The sequence below is a fragment of the Bacillus cereus group sp. MYBK139-1 genome (assembly GCF_051916915.1).
In the GTDB taxonomy this organism is placed as follows: domain Bacteria; phylum Bacillota; class Bacilli; order Bacillales; family Bacillaceae_G; genus Bacillus_A; species Bacillus_A pacificus.
The window spans coordinates 581,301-597,317 of sequence record NZ_JBQAHO010000003.1; the positions used below are offsets into that span (position 1 = coordinate 581,301).

Below are 16,017 nucleotides of genomic sequence, written 5' to 3' on the forward strand. Positions count from 1 at the left end.
CATATAAATAGTATATTTATTCGATTTAATGCATTATTTTTTAATTTTTTCAAAATTCCCTATTGCTTTCTAGTCATCAGACCTTTAAAATAATAACAGTTACTCGACAAATTGTTTGAATTTTCGACAAAAACACTCAGTAGGAGGATTTTCTTTATATGCGTACAACTTTAAAACCAGCGCAAATACTTTCGATTAGTTTATTACTATTCGCAGTTTTCTTCGGTGCTGGTAATATGATTTTCCCGCCACTCCTTGGACTTTCTTCTGGAGAGAACATGTGGATCTCCATTACAGGATTTATTATTACAGACGTCGGTTTATCTTTACTAGCTATCGTTGCTGTTGCCCTTGCCGGTGGTAGTTTTAACACGTTAGCAAGCCGTGTTCATCCAAAATTCGCAGCAATATTCGCTATCATTATTTATCTTTCAATCGGCCCACTATTTGTTATTCCACGAACTGGATCTGTATCTTACGAAATTGGGATTGCACCACTTTTCCCAGACCAATGGTACTCTATGTTAGTTTTTAGTGCGATTTTCTTTACAGTCGTCTACTTCTTATCATTAAATCCATCAAAATTAGTAGATCATATCGGAAAAATATTAACGCCAATTTTACTTGGAATTATTGCAATTATGGCAACAAAAGCAATTCTTTCACCAGGAACGTTTGCAGAACCTGTTGGTGACTATAAAGAAATTCCATTTTTCAAAGGATTTCTTGAAGGATTTTTAACGTTAGATGCAATCGGTGCTCTCGTACTATCAACAATCGTTGTAAATGCAATTCGTCAAAACGGTATACAAGAGAAGAAATCTATCGCAAAATATACAATCATTTGCGGAAGCATCGCTGCTCTATTCTTAACAATTGTTTACTTCTTACTCGGTTATATCGGAGCTTCAAACGGAAACTTAGGGCAATTCGAAAACGGTGGTCAACTATTAGCTACTGTTATGTATCACTTCTTTGGGACAAGCGGTAATGTTTTATTAAGTATCGCCATTATCTTCGCTTGTTTAACGACAGCAATTGGTGTTGTAAGTGCATTTGCAAACTATTTCGCAACAGTACTTACAAATGTTTCTTACAAAAAGCTTGTACTATACGTTTGTATCTTTAGCTTCGTGATTTCAAACTTAGGTTTAAGTTTATTAATCAAAATTACATTACCTGTATTAATTATTTTATATCCAATTACAATCATTTTAATTTTCGTATCATTTATTGATAAATATACGAAACGTAAACCTTCTGTCTACATCGGAGCAATGATCGCAGCATTCATTATTAGCTGTATTCACGCACTTGATAATGTGGAAATGATACCAAGTTTTATTGCGAATATCGTACACACCATTCCTTTTTATAACTTAGGAATTGGCTGGATTATTCCAGCAATCATCGGTGGTATAATCGGTTACTATACTCCGCAAACAGAAGCTAAAGGTGAAGTTTCTACAAAATAATAAGAGGCGAGCATGAAATTTGATGCTCGCCTCTTATTATTTTGTACTACTACTTCAATAAACTTTTCCATTAAATAATATATTCGAGTGTAAGCTGACCATAAAACTTAAAATGAAGAACATTACCCTCTGAACAATTAGTTGTATGCTGTATTACATTTAAGAGTTTTAATTACATGAATGATTTTATATTTATTCCATACTAATTTAATGCATAATAAAATAAAAACATTTCACCTATATCATTCAAAATATTTAAAAGAAAATTGATCCTTCTTTTTTATTTTTGTTAAGTCACTCTCTTCATTCCTTATTTCATAGTCCACTTCTTTCAGATTTCTTTTTATTCTCGAATATTCTATCGATTTTTGAAGACTAGATAAAATTAGATTTCCAGACAAAATGGTTAAACCAAAAAAAAGTATAGGAATTAACGGTATCCATGGGGTAACAGTTAAAGACCGAAAGTATACTCCTATTAATCCAGACCATTCATGTGAAACAGAGTCAAAATCGTCCATAGACCTAATAGTCCCCCCAAAAAAAAGCTCTAAAAGCCCTAAATGTAATAATACAATAAGCGTTTGAATAAATTGTTGCATAAAAATAACGATTGCAATTGGGTATAAATGAGGTAAGATATGCCGTTTTAATATATGCCATTTGCTTCCACCTAAAACATTCGCTGCTTCAATAAACTCTTCTGTACGCACCTTTCTTATTTCATTTGCAATATATAGAGATAAGGTAGGAACCGCTAAAATAACTAAAACAAAAATTTCAAATAATACTCGTTGATAAAAGGGAGATGGATTTGTAGAACTTGAAAAAGATAGTATATTTTCCAGCAAAAAGTAGGCCATCATGACAAGCGGAAGTGTACTGAATCCATCGAAAAAAGCTTCCAGATTTTTAAAAGATTTTTTAATATACATACCTAAAAGTATACCAATCAATAACGCAATAAAAATTCGCATTACTGCAATAAGAATTGATCCACCGATAGTCCATTTTGCACCTTCAATAATTAAATTCAAAAGATCATATCCCTTTCGATCAGTTCCAAATAAAAATTGAATAGATGGAGAAAATGGTGGGGCACTTACTTGTCCCTTTTCATCATATAGCAATGTTACTTGGCGAATATGACCATTATTGAAAATAGTATTTCCTATACTAGAAATCAATAAGAACAATAAGAACAATAAACTTATTATAAATTTTTTATCTTTTTTTAAATAATCCCACATTTTACAGTCTCTCTTTCATCGGATTTGGAATTATATAATGGAACAATTTAAATGCAATAAAAATCGGTATATATATTAAAATTAAACTTACTGTAAATATTTCATTAGTAAAATGAATTTTTGTGAAAATAAAAATTCCAATTGCATTATATATCCACTCAATAATATATAAATTGGATAGCATAAACCAAATGTTTGTTTTTGAAAAATATAAAACACTAAGGACTACATTTCGCAACACATGAATTTTTAAGATATGAAATTTGTTCAAACCTTTTGCTTTAGCAAATAAAACATAATCTTTCTCAAGCTCCCCTTCAAATTTTAGTAGCAGTAATTTAATAAACATAATTGTGGTTGGAATACTAAGCGAAATGATGGGTAATAGAAAAATAGGTTTATCTGCAACTGCTGCAATATTCACAACCAAAGTTCCAGTTATTTTAAAAACCCAAACAACAAAAATTTGCAAACTTAAAATAACTAAAATATCTGGGATTGATTCTATAAATAAAAAAACAGACTTTATTTTTTCTTTAACTCTTGACTCACACTGAAGCATAAAAAACACAATAATAAAACTAATAATAAGTGAAACTATAAATGAACATATAAATATAATCGCTGTATTTTTATACATAATGAGAATTTGTGGAAACAGCGATCTAGTAGCTCCAGAGGGGCCATACGTTAAAGATAATGGATGCACTAATTTTATAATCAAATTAATCAATGCTTCTAAATAGTTTCCGACATCAATTCTTAAGCCTCTAAACATTTCAGGAAGAGCCCCTAGACAAATAATTCCAAGCAAAGCTAGTAAAAAATGAATTAAAGCTTCCAAAGTGTTTTTAATAACAGCCTTTATCATTTATAACACCTCCCCAAGAAAAAAACTCAACAGACAATTTGTTTGATGAGCAAAATGAAACATAACTTTTTATAATTCTTTTTTGTCTTCTTCAGTGGATTTAACCAATTCAATAATTCCTACTTGTGTTTTAAACCTGTTCAAAAAATCAACAATCACTCTAATTAACATAAGAAAGACGACTATTTGAATGATCATACAAACCCAAAGTAAATAATCTGAAATATACATATCTTATCCCCCTTTCCGATCCAATTGAACGATACTTAAAAATTCATTCATTAAATTTCTAGCAACAAATAGAGCGTTTACAATCATGATGGTAATAATGAATATAACAGACATAACGATTATTAAAAAAGCAGTCTGGCTAAATATCTCTGTAAAACTCTTTTGTTCCCAAATAAGTGCTTCTATACTAGCTAATGGCGTCTTTTTTAAAGTTAAAAAAAATGTTAGCATTATTAAGATAAAGTTGCGCAATATCAAAAACCATGAAAGATTGTGGTTTCCAATTATTCCTCCACATCCACAAGAAATATTTTTTCGCTTCCTTAGCAAATTAATCAAAATTGCTAAGGTATATATGAACAATAAAAATATAATAAAACTAGCAGATACTTTCTGAAAAATACCCATGATTAGTAAGGCTGAAAAAATACTTTTAAAAATCAATTCAATTATTGAAAACAACTTAACAAATTTCAAAGGTATAATCTTATAATTTTCAACTAATAGAATATGAGTTTTAAAATTTAACATAGTTTGTATTGCAGATGATATAAGCATTAAACCGATAACTAACCGAATAAAAAGGGTAATTTCATTCATACCATCACCTCTTTTACTTGCACCTCATATAATTCAGCTTGTGTAATAAACATCTTTGCATAGACTCCTTCTTTAGCCATTAATTCCTCATGTGTCCCAAACTCCACTAATTTCCCCTCATCTAAAACAACTATTTTATCCGCTAATTTTGCAGCAGACATCCTATGAGAAATGAAAAATGAAGTTTTGTCTATAGTTAATGACTTAAACTGCTCAAATATTTCCTGTTCTGCTAACGGATCCAATGCAGCAGTAGGTTCATCCAATATCATAATATTACTTCCTTTAAATAATGCCCTTGAAATAGCGATTTTTTGCCACTGTCCCCCTGAAAGTTCTGTACCCTCTCTGAGAAATCTACCTAAATATGTTCCATATGTATTAGGTAAATTTTGAATCATACTATCGATTTGGGTTTTCATCGCCACCTCTCTAACAAGGTTATCGTCATTGACCTTTTTTATATTTCCAAATGATATATTCTCCTTTACAGTGAAGTAGTATTGTGCAAAGTCTTGGAAAATTACAGTTATATGTTCTTTTAGAGATTTTATCTTTATTTTATTTATTGATATATCATCAAAAAATATATTCCCCTTTGTAATAGGGTACAATCCCAATAAACATTTTATAAGAGTCGTTTTCCCTGAACCATTATGTCCCACAATAGCGATTTTTTCACCTACGTTAACAGTAAACGAAATATCGTCTAATATTTTCTTGCTATTGTTATTATATGAAAAAGACACATTCTCAAATACAATTCCCTTTTTTAGATTATTGGGGAATAAATATTTCCTCTCTTTATGATCACTTTGTTCATCATCTTTCTCTAAAAAACTAAAATAGTCTACTAAATATAATTGATCTTCATACAATTTAGCCACATTAGTAGATATCATATTTAAAGCACTTTGAGTGCTATGTACAGCTTGGCCAATAGAAACAAAATCTCCAATTTTTACTGAAGACTTTTTTATTAACCAAATAATAATTCCAGCAGCAGCACAATAAGAAAGAGCCGTAATAGCATCAAGAAAAATTTCAACTTTACTTTTTATTTTTATAAAAGATAATGTATGCTTACAGTTCTCACTATATTTTTGTTGCCATCGATTTAATAAATACTCTCCTAAATTAAACACTCGAACTTCCTTTGCGGTTTCTTTATTTAATAATAAATTCTCAATATAATTAGTTTCTCTTAATATCGGTATTAACTTTTTGTTTAATTGAAAACTTTTATTCCCGAAGTAAGACTTAATCAGAAGTGTTGGCAATACCCCGATAGTACTTATTAAAGCTAGACTCCAATGTATAGACAATAAAAAGAAAAATAAAGAAGATATAGTGATTAAAGATTGAAAGATTACTAGTATAGAATTAATTGGTGATAAAAAGTGACTCCCAGCATTGGATTTAATTCGATTCAAATGATTATAAAAGCTCGGATCATCAAAATTTGAATAAGAAACCTGAATGGAATGGTATGATATTTTTTTTGTTAATACTTCATGTATTGTCAATCGCATCTTTTCATCTAAATACTGTTGAATATGTTTAATTAGTGAATCAATGAGAAGTAAAAGAAATTGAAAAATTAATAAAGAAAAGGTTACTGTATATGACATTTTTGTAACTTCATTGGCCATAATTAGATTCGCAACATTATTTACTAATTCTTTTGTTGTCCAAATGGTAACTATAGGTATTAAACCTAAAATTATTGACAACAAAGCTGAAAAAATCAACCAACCCTTACCAAAATCCCAAATGAATTTAAACGATTTTGCAAGATTTTTTAATATCATATAAAATCCCCACTATAATTAGATAGGTTTATCATGAATTTGAGAAACCCTTCGTATAATACCTTCTGAGTTTATTTGAATAAATGATGGAAAAACATTAATTCTAAGTTTTTTTTGTTGATTAATACTCAATGGTAAAATATTAACTTTATATTTCTTATAAAACTCTCTTATAAAATCCATGTATTTTTTTTCTTCATCACATTGAACATATAGTATTAAATTATTTTTTAAGTGTTGGTTATTTTTCAATATTTTTTCTAACTCATCATGGCACATTTTACATTGTGCAGATGTAAACATAATGATAGATTCTTCAAAATAAGAATAATTTTCCGGGACATCTAAAAATTCATTAATTTCTTTATCTATTAACGGATGAAAATACTTATTCTTTTGATTAATTTTGGGTAAACGCAATACTTCAAGCCTTAACAAATTAAGTTTATATATTAATAACCCTAGTAAGACTATCCAAATAACAAATAATAATATATATATATTCATCAAATTTGACCTCTTCACTCTTTCTAATTAAATAAGGAGCTAAGGAAATACTCCTTAGCTCATCCTCATTCTATTTTCCAGTACAGCAACCACTTCTCACCACTTTACCTGTAGGAAGTAAGCGATATTGTTGGTACATTCCACTAGTTGTAGTACAAGGTTCATATTTTTGACAACCCTCTTCGTATGGAATTCTTTCAGGCTCTGTATTGACCCCAAATAATTTTGCTAATAAGTTTGACATTTTTTCACCCCCTTTGACAATAATATACATTTTTAACCTCAAAATGTAAACTATTTTTCTGTTTTTTTTGTAAATTCTGTCTTTTTTTACCGAGAAGACATCTTTCCTTCTTTCTTTTAAAATCAGATTTGATTAATTCCAGTAGTAACTATTAATCTTACACAAGACTTTTAGAGATTTGCTTCACAACATTTTTCTTGATTCTATATTTCTATAACTTACATTATTATATATGTATAATATAAGTTATAGAAAAACTACTGAAAAAGAGACTACAAATTATATTTTCATATCAAAAAACACTTTAGAATAAATTACTTAAAATATTTTTTTGAATAAGCTCCTCTTTTTATGAAAAATCCAATGAAAACTTACCAGGAATTCTTTTATTAGCATCAGGAGACTACTTCCTCTTTACATTCACCACTGTTTTACTCTTACGAGAATATATAAGATTGAACATCCAATAAGCGCTGCGAGTTCTAATGAAATAATATAGTAAGGATGTGGTCCTAACATATCAAGTAATGAAGCTGTTTCTGGCTTATGAGCTAAAAACATATAATTACCACCCGTTTTGTAATTTACAAACGAAACAATTGGAATCAATATGTTTAAAAATATCATTGTGCGTTTAATAGATTGTACTGTCGGACGATATCCTTCCACCCAATTCATAAAGAGTGGCGCCCAAATGAGCAATATATGCGCGATAAAATATTCAATGAAACGAAAATGCGGAAAAGCATACTGCAAGTTTGGCGTTAAAATGGCTTGTGATGCACCAATAATTCCTGTGAAAAATACAATCTCATATATACGGTAACTTTTCGTTATGATCATAATTGACGCTAACAACAAACTAATCGTACATAACTCAAACGGTAATGAAGTGGCTAGCTCAAAAATCCCTGCTTTCCACTCCCACATATGCAGTCCAATTTCACTCCCTATAAATAAAAATGCAATCACATATCGAACCGTTATATTCCACTCATTTTGACGTAATACATCTTGGTATTGATATAAAAAAACGATTCCCACCAACAGAATAAATAATATAATGGCATGTTGCCTTGAGTAGGGAATAAACGGTTTTAATGGATGCGCACTAAAATAAGCTTCCATCTTCCTTCCTCCTCTCCTTCATACAATATTATTGTAAGAAAGAAACGACGAGTCAATTCATTTGCTTACACTGGGACAAGCTCTACCTTACATTTACATATTCATACCTTACAAAACTGTAAGGTTATTGTAAGCTAAAACGATTTGTCAGATTCTTCACCTCTTCTATACTTAATGTAGATACTAAAACGAACGAAAAGGTGATAAATAGATGAAAAAGAAAAATAAAGTGTTAATTACTAGTGTAGTAGCAATCGGAATTGCAGCTGGATCATACTTTGCATTTGCTGGGGGCGGTTCAGATGTAGCAATGGCATATAGCGGATATAAAGTAACCGAAAAACAAATCCAAAACGCGCAAAAATTTGGCGGTGAAGTCATTCCAAACGGAATTGAAACAATTTCATTTGATCCAACAAAAGGTACGTATGAATTAGCTGTAAAAAAAGGTGATGAAGTGAAAAAAGGGCAACTCCTTTTTAAATATAATGACCCTACTGCGAAACAAGGTGTAACAGAAGCAGAAATGCAAAAGAAAATCGCACAAAAAGAAGTAACATTGTTCCAAAAGCAAATTGATGCTGCGAAACAAAAATTACAAAAAGATAAAAATGCAGGCCTTCCTGCTGAAGCATTAAAAGCATCAGAAATTGAAGTACAGCAATTAGAATCACAACTTGAAATGAAGAAATTTGAAGTTGAAAAAGCTGATGAGATGATTAAAGCAGCAAAAGAGAAAGTAAACACACTTTCTGTAACGAGCCCTGCCGATGGCGTAATTGATGATATCGTAAAAATTGCTGATGAAAAAACAGGTATGAGCGGCATTACACTTCGTCACGCTGGCCCATTTAAAGTAAAAGGTCAACTTTCTGAATATGAGCTTGCTAGTATGAAAGTTGGGCAAGAAGTAACTGTTTCATCAAAAACGGTCGCTGGTAAGACTTGGACAGGAAAAGTAACAGAAATTGGTTCTACACCATTAAAGAGTATGGATGAAAATAAAACAGTTTCTAACTATCAATTCACTGTCACATTAGATAATAGTGAAGAATTACAAAATGGCTTCCATGTATATGTAATGAGTAAATCTGGCGAAGCAACTGGTACAATTGTTCCAAAAAGCAGCATCGTGAAAAAAGGTGACAAAAATGTTGTCTTCGTTGTAAAAGACGGTAAAGCGAAAGAACAAGCAGTTACTGTTGAATTCGAAACAGATAGCGAAGCAAAAGTTTCTGGAGTGAAAAAAGGAGAGGAAATTATCTCTAAACCTGAAAAAGACTTAAAAGATGGTATGGAGGTTGTCGCCCAGTGATTAACTTAAAAGGCATCACGAAATCCTTCCAAAATGGTGCAGAGTCCGTTCAAATATTACACGGAATTGACGTAACATTGAACCAAGGAGAATTCACTTCAATTATGGGACCTTCTGGTTCTGGTAAATCAACATTAATGAACATTATCGGTTGCTTAGATAAACCGACGACAGGTACGTACGAACTAGCTGGGCAAAACATTTCAAACATGTCTGAAACAGAACTTGCACGCGTTCGTAATAAGGAGATCGGATTCGTATTCCAAAACTTCATGTTATTACCGAGACTTACAGCACTTCAAAATGTAGAGCTACCTCTTATTTACGCTGGAGTTGATAAAAAGGAAAGGCGTGAGCGCTCATTAGCTGCTTTAACAAAAGTAGGTTTAGCTGATCGCGCTACTCACTTACCGAACGAATTATCAGGTGGACAAAAGCAGCGTGTCGCTGTTGCACGTGCAATCGTAAATAACCCAAAATTCATTTTAGCCGATGAACCGACGGGAGCACTTGATACGAAAACAAGTACACAAATTATGGACCTCTTTTACGAATTAAACAAACAAGGCTCAACAATCATTATGATTACCCATGATCGTGAAATCGGGGAAGCTGCAGCACGTCAAATTGTAATTCGTGACGGAAATATCGTCCAAGATTGGAGAGGTTAATTTTGAATACGAGTGAAAATATACGCATGGCCCTTTCCTCTATCTTTGCTCATAAAATGCGTTCTATTTTAACGATGTTAGGTATTATTATTGGGGTTAGTGCCATCATTACCATTATCTCGATTGGGGATGGAACAAATGCAAAGTTCCGCGAACAAATCGGGAATGAAAAAAAAGATCAGTTTTCTGTAAATTATAAGACAGAAGATTACTCAGATATGGACGGCAAAATTTCCTCAAGCATGTATGAAAGTATATCCAAAATTTCTGGTGTGCAAGATGTTTATCCAGATGTAAGAGGAAAAGAAAAAGTATATGCAGAAAAAAAAGAATTAGATCTTGATATTACCGGTGCAAAAGGTGATTATTTTGAAGATACATCTAAATTCAAACTTGAGCACGGCAGATTTTTAACAGCAGCTGATTTAGACAGACCTGAACATACAATTGTATTAAATACAGATGCTTTTGATAAATTATATTCTTCATGGGAACCAAACTTATATGTAGATATAAAAGGTACACCATACAAAATAGTTGGCGTATATTCAGTAAAGGCTATGATGGGTGGCATGACATTTAAAGAAGGTGTCATTTCAGCAGAAAACTGGCCTGTACTATTCGGGAAAAACAACTACGACTCTGTAACTGTGAAAATTGCTCCTGGTCAAGATAAGGAAACTGTTCAAGAAGCAGTTGTAAAATCATTAAATGAAGCAAAAAAACCAGAGCATTCAGGTAAATTTGAAGTACCAGATCCACAAGAATTCTTAAAAGAAATCGATAGCTTCACAGGTATATTAAAAAGCGTATTCGGTGGTATTGCTGCTATTTCCTTACTTGTAGGTGGTATTGGTGTAATGAACATTATGCTAGTATCTGTAACAGAGCGTACACGTGAAATTGGTATTCGTAAAGCATTAGGTGCAACACGTGGTAAAGTATTAATGCAATTCTTAATCGAAGCTTGTATTTTAACAGCACTAGGTGGTTTTGTCGGATTTATGCTTGGAATCTTCTTCGCATGGATTGTCGCAATGTTTGCAGGATGGCCACTTGTCGTTTCACTAAAACTAGGACTTATCTCCGTTGCCCTATCTATGTTAATCGGTATACTATTCGGTTTACTGCCAGCTAACAAAGCTGCAAAACTGGATCCAATTGAATGTTTACGATATGAATAAACAAAAACGTAGGAGTTTACACTCCTGCGTTTTTTATTTATCCCGCTTTAATGGGCAGTAAGACCCCCACCTCAAAATTCAACTAATAATCAGTGGGGGATGAAGAACCCCCCCACTGATTAAAGTTTCACCTTATCTATTAAATCGTGTTTCTTCTATTATATATATTTCACGTTATCAACACTTTTAATTATTTCAACCTACTAAAGCTATTATAGAATCCTATTATTGCAAAAATACTATGTGATAAACCAAAATCAAGGTGTAATTTTTTCCATACCTCGACTTATTTTGTAACAATTATAGCGATTTTTTATTAAATTTCACCTTATTTCTATTTCTCCACAACTGAAATAGTTATTTTTACATAACTAGTTACCTGCTCCAACAACAAAATGCGCCGTTTTTGTAACGTTTACAAAACAACTATGTAACACTATAGAAACAATATTAATCTATTAGAAATTGAAATACTCTTTATTTTATGTATCGCATGCTCAAACCTCCCCTAAAAACTATAAGAAAGCGCTTTTAGGATATTACTGGAATTATTACAGAATATTAATGAGCCGTTACGAAAGCTTTGTAATTCTATGTTTTTCGCAAATAAGAAAATAATGGTTGCTATAATGAGGTCAACGAAAACAAATGCAATGGAGGCTATTATGAAAAAATTTATGGGTATAGCAACAGCAGCGGTTTTTGGTCTTGGGATTTTCACAACATCTGCTAAAGCAGAAACAATCGTAACGACTGATGTACTAAATGTACGAGAAAACCCAACTACTGAATCAAAAGTTGTAGGAAAATTATTAGATGGATATAAAGTTAACGTTTTACATACAGAAAACGGATGGTCAAAAGTGAAATTAAATAGTGGTAAAGAGGCTTTCATTAGCGCTGACTACACAAAAGACACTTACTACGTAACAGCTAACATATTAAACGTACGTGCTGGTGCAAACACAGACTCAGAAATTCTTGGTAAATTGAAACAAGATGACGTAATCGAAACAACACACCAAGTTGAAAATGGTTGGATCCAATTTGAATATAACGGAAAAACAGCTTATGTTCACGTTCCTTACTTAACAGGTAAAGCTCCAGTTAAAGTTCAACCAGTAGTTAAAGCTGAAAAAACAACTACAGTTCAAGATACAGCTAAAGCCGTGGCAACAACTAAAGCTCGTGAAGTAGCTGAAACTCAAGCAAAAGCTAAAGCGGAGGAAGCAACTAAAGCTCGCGAAGCAGCTGAAGCTCAAGCAGCGGCTAAAGCTCAAGAGGCAGCTAAAGCTCGTGAAGCAGCTAAAGCTCAGGCAGAAGCTAAAGCTCAAGCAGCAGCTGAAGCTCAAGCAGAAGCTAAGGCTCAAGAAGCAGCTAAAGCTCGTGAAGCAGCTAAAGCTCAGGCAGAAGCTGAAGCTCAAGCAGCAGTTAAAGCTCAGGAAGCGGCTAAAGCTCGTGAAGCAGCTAAAGCTCAGGCAGAAGCTAAAGCTCAGGCAGAAGCTAAAGCTCAAGCAGCAGTTAAAGCTCAGGAGGCAGCTAAAGCTCAGGCAGAAGCTGAAGCAGCGGCTAAAGCTCAAAAACCAGCTACACAACAACCTGTTGCAAAAGAAACTGAAACAAGTGCACCATCATCTTCTCGTGAGTTACGCGTTGTAGCAACAGCTTACACAGCAGATCCACTTGAAAATGGTTATAAAGCAGGCGACCAAGTAAAATCAGCTTTAGGTCATAACTTAACAGCTAATCCCAACATGAAACTTATTGCAGTTGATCCAAGTGTCATTCCATTAGGTTCAAAAGTATGGGTTGAAGGTTACGGAGTAGCAATCGCTGGTGATACTGGTGGAGCTATTAAAGGTAATAAAATCGACGTTTTAATGCCAGATAAAGGTTCATCAAGTAGCTGGGGACGTAAAACAGTTACAGTTAAAGTATTAAACTAGTTCGTATAAAAAAGTCAGTCTCATTGTTGAGGCTGACTTTTTTATGATTCTCATATTTTTCTTCTTCACTCCTGTCCAATTCTATTTCAACAGAAAAAAGAGGATGCCACAGCATCCTCTCCTTCTCTTCCTTATTCCACACAAGTAAACTGCGTCCAAGCTCCTACATAATCTAGTAAGAATAACTCTTCTTCTGCAATTGTACCGACAATATTTTTTCGTTCATCTATCGGCATTTCTTTTAGAATGATTTGTAGTTCACCTTTATACTTACCAAATGAATTGTTTCCAATTACAACTTGCCCTCTTTCCTGTCGTACACTTTCGCGCACCGGGAAGTCATAGTCTTTGTATTTCTTACGTACTTCTGTAGAACGTACCATATATTCTGTTATATCGCCGCGTCTTACATGTAATTCTTGTAGCGTGGCTCTCTTCTCTACTTCAGTCGCCTCGTCTACAAAGTGTACCTTTAACTGTAACATGTAACGATTTAAGTTTCCTAGTTTCTCTAACTCTTCTTCACTTGCATAAGCATTTCCGATAATAACGTCATCAATAAGCCCTGTCGCCCATAAATGTTTCGCTTGTACTTCAATCGGTAAGTTACGATGCTCTTCTAATGTACATAATCCGTCGTTAATATCCCATGGACCGATGTTAGCTGCATGTGACGTAATAAACGCTGCCGTGCGAATACCATGTTTTTTAAAGCGTTCACTACAGCGAATGAAATATTCGTATGGAAGTCCAGTAAATTTTTGCGGATAAAAGTTATGACAACCAATTAAAGCTGACTTATTTGCCTGATGCGAAAGAATATTTTCTAAGTACGCAATATCGTTACTTACGTTTAGCTCAATTTTTAAGCCATACGGGTTATTCGTCATTTTCGCTTCAGTTAATCCGTCAAACCCTAAATCTAATCGAATACCGTCTGCACCTAACTCTGCGAAAAATGATAGATCACTATAACTAATACCAAGCTGATCAAAGACAGCCGGAGCTACATCTAAAATAACTTCCATATTATTATCTTTTGCATGATGAATAATTTCTTTAAATTCAGCTACAATTTCTTCTTTCGGACGATTCACAGACAATAGGCATGTGAATATTCTTGAAAAACCGTGGCGTGCCGCTGCCGAAATGTATGCCATATCTTTTTCCTTCGTTGAATGCTCTGGATAAAGTGAAATTCCTAATTTACGCTCCATGCTTTTGCATCTCCTTCACACGTTGTATTAATGCCATGCTCGTAAATCTATATTTTGCAGATAAACATGTTGCACATAAAATCGTTGGTACAATAATTACGTACGGTGATTGTAAGCTTAGCATTACATAGGCACCCATTGAACTACCGATAAATACAATTGATACTAGTAGTAAAACTAATAAAGATTTACTTTGTACCCATTTTGAATAATGTGCAATACACTGCCCCGCTACAAATGTAATTAAGATGATAATTGCTCCGAGCATTTTTCTTTCTCCTCTCCTGCTAATTGTTGTTTCTCATACATTTTGAAGAACGGATAGTAAATAACGAATGAGATAACAAAGTTAACAAGTACAAGTACACCAGCCATAATTGTCCAGTCCGTACTAATAACCGCTGCAATTGGCGCTAACATCGTAAATGGCAATTTCGCCATCATCATCGGAATCATACCTGAAACAACTGCGAAATATGATACTGTCGTTGTCACTAACGGTGTAATTACGAACGGAATAATTAAGATTGGGTTCATTACAATTGGTGCCCCGAAAATAATTGGTTCATTAATATTGAATAAGCCTGGCACGAATGATAATCTACCTAACTCTTTTAAGAACTTAGATTTAGAGAACATAAACATAATAACTAAAGCTAACGTTGATCCTGATCCACCGATCCATACGAACCATTGAATAAATTGCTCTGTAAATAAGTTTGGTAATTGATGTGCATTTCCTGTAGCTGTGAATACTTCCATATTTTCAAGAATTGCTGAATCCCACATTGGACGAATGATCGGTCCTAAAATCGCAGGCCCATGTATACCGAATGACCAGAAGAATACGATTAAGAATACTGTTAATAAACCGCCGAATAAATTATTTCCTACTAATACTGATTTTAGTGGCGCGATTAAATATGTGATTGTTGTATTTACATCAAATTTCAAACCGTAACGAATGCCCCAGAATAAAAGAATAACTGCTAACGTTGGAATTAATGCTGCAAACGAATTTGAAACTGCTGGTGGTACACTATCTGGTAATTTAATCGAGATATTATGCTTAATCATAAAGTGATAAATTTCTACTGCAATTAAAGCTGTAACAATTGCGCCGAATAAAGATGTTGCACTTAATGTTCCTACTGAAATGTATCTACCTGCATCAATAACACCTGGTACGGCTTTCGTAATTTGAATTGGTTCAACTGATGCTAGTAAAAAGGCGAGTACAGATAATAACCCTGCACTTAACTGATTGAGCTGATAAAAGTTCGCGAGTGAAGCCCCTACCCCAAATGCTGCGTATAACGCCATTAGTCCTACTGTAAATCGGAATGGAATATCTAAAATATGGCGAAACGGTGCAATCCACTCCATATATGCATCAATTGGTAAGTTTAAAAAGATAACGAAAAATGATCCGACAATCGTTAACGGCAATGTAGAAATAACTCCGTTTCGAATTGCTAATAAATGTCGCTGTCCGGCAATCTTTTGTGTTGTTGGCATAATCTTTTGTTCCATAAAACTCATAAAACCATTCATCAAAACCCCTCCT

General features: G+C 33.2%; 16 protein-coding genes. 5 read left to right on the forward strand and 11 right to left on the reverse strand.

Going from position 1 to position 16,017, the window contains the following annotated elements; translation table 11 throughout:
• Positions 1-158 precede the first annotated feature (158 nt).
• Complete coding sequence (brnQ2, locus tag ACTFRS_RS20040; RefSeq protein WP_139868977.1) at positions 159-1,475, forward strand: branched-chain amino acid transport system II carrier protein BrnQ2; 1,317 nt, start codon at positions 159-161, stop codon at positions 1,473-1,475.
• A 242-nt stretch (positions 1,476-1,717) separates the two neighbouring features.
• Here brnQ2 and ACTFRS_RS20045 read toward each other — a convergent pair whose 3' ends face one another.
• The 8 genes from ACTFRS_RS20045 to ACTFRS_RS20080 all read right to left on the reverse strand — a co-directional run bounded on the left by ACTFRS_RS20045 (position 1,718) and on the right by ACTFRS_RS20080 (position 8,117).
• Positions 1,718-2,725 (reverse strand): ABC transporter permease, encoded by a 1,008-nt coding sequence (locus ACTFRS_RS20045; RefSeq protein ID WP_097851197.1) that lies wholly within the window; start codon positions 2,723-2,725, stop codon positions 1,718-1,720.
• Position 2,726: 1 nt separating this feature from the next.
• Complete coding sequence (locus ACTFRS_RS20050) at positions 2,727-3,596, reverse strand: ABC transporter permease subunit (RefSeq protein WP_097851198.1); 870 nt, start codon at positions 3,594-3,596, stop codon at positions 2,727-2,729.
• A 69-nt stretch (positions 3,597-3,665) separates the two neighbouring features.
• Entirely contained in the window at positions 3,666-3,827 is a 162-nt protein-coding gene (locus ACTFRS_RS20055) for a hypothetical protein (RefSeq protein ID WP_167496974.1), read from the reverse strand.
• A 3-nt stretch (positions 3,828-3,830) separates the two neighbouring features.
• Positions 3,831-4,427 (reverse strand): MauE/DoxX family redox-associated membrane protein, encoded by a 597-nt coding sequence (locus ACTFRS_RS20060; protein ID WP_097851199.1) that lies wholly within the window; start codon positions 4,425-4,427, stop codon positions 3,831-3,833.
• Entirely contained in the window at positions 4,424-6,238 is a 1,815-nt protein-coding gene (locus tag ACTFRS_RS20065) for an ABC transporter ATP-binding protein (protein WP_139868978.1), read from the reverse strand. The genes ACTFRS_RS20060 and ACTFRS_RS20065 overlap by 4 nt, the downstream gene beginning before the upstream one ends.
• Positions 6,239-6,256: 18 nt before the next feature.
• Positions 6,257-6,745 carry a hypothetical protein gene (locus tag ACTFRS_RS20070; RefSeq protein ID WP_097851201.1) on the reverse strand — a complete coding sequence of 163 codons (489 nt, stop codon included), beginning with the start codon at positions 6,743-6,745 and terminating at the stop codon, positions 6,257-6,259.
• Between the two features lie 70 nt (positions 6,746-6,815).
• Positions 6,816-6,989: a hypothetical protein gene (locus ACTFRS_RS20075; RefSeq protein WP_167496975.1), complete on the reverse strand. Its 174-nt coding sequence runs from the start codon at positions 6,987-6,989 to the stop codon at positions 6,816-6,818.
• 420 nt (positions 6,990-7,409) lie between these two features.
• Positions 7,410-8,117, reverse strand: a complete 708-nt coding sequence (locus tag ACTFRS_RS20080; protein ID WP_440025655.1) for a YwaF family protein — start codon at positions 8,115-8,117, stop codon at positions 7,410-7,412.
• 211 nt (positions 8,118-8,328) lie between these two features.
• On the opposite strand from ACTFRS_RS20080, the gene ACTFRS_RS20085 reads away from it, so the two are divergent.
• The 4 genes from ACTFRS_RS20085 to entC all read left to right on the forward strand — a co-directional run bounded on the left by ACTFRS_RS20085 (position 8,329) and on the right by entC (position 13,233).
• Complete coding sequence (locus tag ACTFRS_RS20085) at positions 8,329-9,432, forward strand: efflux RND transporter periplasmic adaptor subunit (RefSeq protein ID WP_229136122.1); 1,104 nt, start codon at positions 8,329-8,331, stop codon at positions 9,430-9,432.
• Entirely contained in the window at positions 9,429-10,103 is a 675-nt protein-coding gene (locus tag ACTFRS_RS20090) for an ABC transporter ATP-binding protein (protein WP_000609103.1), read from the forward strand. The genes ACTFRS_RS20085 and ACTFRS_RS20090 overlap by 4 nt, the downstream gene beginning before the upstream one ends.
• Before the next feature lie 26 nt (positions 10,104-10,129).
• Entirely contained in the window at positions 10,130-11,287 is a 1,158-nt protein-coding gene (locus ACTFRS_RS20095) for an ABC transporter permease (RefSeq protein WP_440025691.1), read from the forward strand.
• Positions 11,288-11,829: 542 nt separating this feature from the next.
• Positions 11,830-13,233 carry a cell wall-binding protein EntC gene (gene entC, locus ACTFRS_RS20100; RefSeq protein WP_440025689.1) on the forward strand — a complete coding sequence of 468 codons (1,404 nt, stop codon included), beginning with the start codon at positions 11,830-11,832 and terminating at the stop codon, positions 13,231-13,233.
• 131 nt (positions 13,234-13,364) lie between these two features.
• Here entC and ACTFRS_RS20105 read toward each other — a convergent pair whose 3' ends face one another.
• The 3 genes from ACTFRS_RS20105 to ACTFRS_RS20115 are packed head-to-tail and all read right to left on the reverse strand — an operon-like array spanning position 13,365 to position 16,004.
• Positions 13,365-14,450, reverse strand: a complete 1,086-nt coding sequence (locus tag ACTFRS_RS20105; protein ID WP_016716537.1) for a DUF871 domain-containing protein — start codon at positions 14,448-14,450, stop codon at positions 13,365-13,367.
• A complete protein-coding gene (locus tag ACTFRS_RS20110; RefSeq protein WP_000900037.1) occupies positions 14,440-14,718 on the reverse strand; it encodes a hypothetical protein in 279 nt (92 codons plus the stop codon). Before ACTFRS_RS20110 ends, ACTFRS_RS20105 begins: the two co-directional genes overlap by 11 nt.
• Positions 14,694-16,004: a PTS sugar transporter subunit IIC gene (locus tag ACTFRS_RS20115; RefSeq protein ID WP_001013055.1), complete on the reverse strand. Its 1,311-nt coding sequence runs from the start codon at positions 16,002-16,004 to the stop codon at positions 14,694-14,696. The genes ACTFRS_RS20110 and ACTFRS_RS20115 overlap by 25 nt, the downstream gene beginning before the upstream one ends.
• Positions 16,005-16,017 lie beyond the last annotated feature (13 nt).

Coding starts and splice junctions, on each gene's coding strand:
- ACTFRS_RS20055 (WP_167496974.1), bottom strand. CDS start 3,827: ATGTATATTTCAGATTATTTACTTTGGGTTTGTATGATCATTCAAATA.
- ACTFRS_RS20065 (WP_139868978.1), bottom strand. CDS start 6,238: ATGATATTAAAAAATCTTGCAAAATCGTTTAAATTCATTTGGGATTTT.
- ACTFRS_RS20060 (WP_097851199.1), bottom strand. CDS start 4,427: ATGAATGAAATTACCCTTTTTATTCGGTTAGTTATCGGTTTAATGCTT.
- ACTFRS_RS20105 (WP_016716537.1), bottom strand. CDS start 14,450: ATGGAGCGTAAATTAGGAATTTCACTTTATCCAGAGCATTCAACGAAG.
- ACTFRS_RS20110 (WP_000900037.1), bottom strand. CDS start 14,718: ATGCTCGGAGCAATTATCATCTTAATTACATTTGTAGCGGGGCAGTGT.
- ACTFRS_RS20115 (WP_001013055.1), bottom strand. CDS start 16,004: ATGAATGGTTTTATGAGTTTTATGGAACAAAAGATTATGCCAACAACA.
- ACTFRS_RS20085 (WP_229136122.1), top strand. CDS start 8,329: ATGAAAAAGAAAAATAAAGTGTTAATTACTAGTGTAGTAGCAATCGGA.
- ACTFRS_RS20075 (WP_167496975.1), bottom strand. CDS start 6,989: ATGTCAAACTTATTAGCAAAATTATTTGGGGTCAATACAGAGCCTGAA.
- ACTFRS_RS20080 (WP_440025655.1), bottom strand. CDS start 8,117: ATGGAAGCTTATTTTAGTGCGCATCCATTAAAACCGTTTATTCCCTAC.
- ACTFRS_RS20070 (WP_097851201.1), bottom strand. CDS start 6,745: ATGAATATATATATATTATTATTTGTTATTTGGATAGTCTTACTAGGG.
- ACTFRS_RS20050 (WP_097851198.1), bottom strand. CDS start 3,596: ATGATAAAGGCTGTTATTAAAAACACTTTGGAAGCTTTAATTCATTTT.
- ACTFRS_RS20095 (WP_440025691.1), top strand. CDS start 10,130: ATGGCCCTTTCCTCTATCTTTGCTCATAAAATGCGTTCTATTTTAACG.
- ACTFRS_RS20045 (WP_097851197.1), bottom strand. CDS start 2,725: ATGTGGGATTATTTAAAAAAAGATAAAAAATTTATAATAAGTTTATTG.
- brnQ2 (WP_139868977.1), top strand. CDS start 159: ATGCGTACAACTTTAAAACCAGCGCAAATACTTTCGATTAGTTTATTA.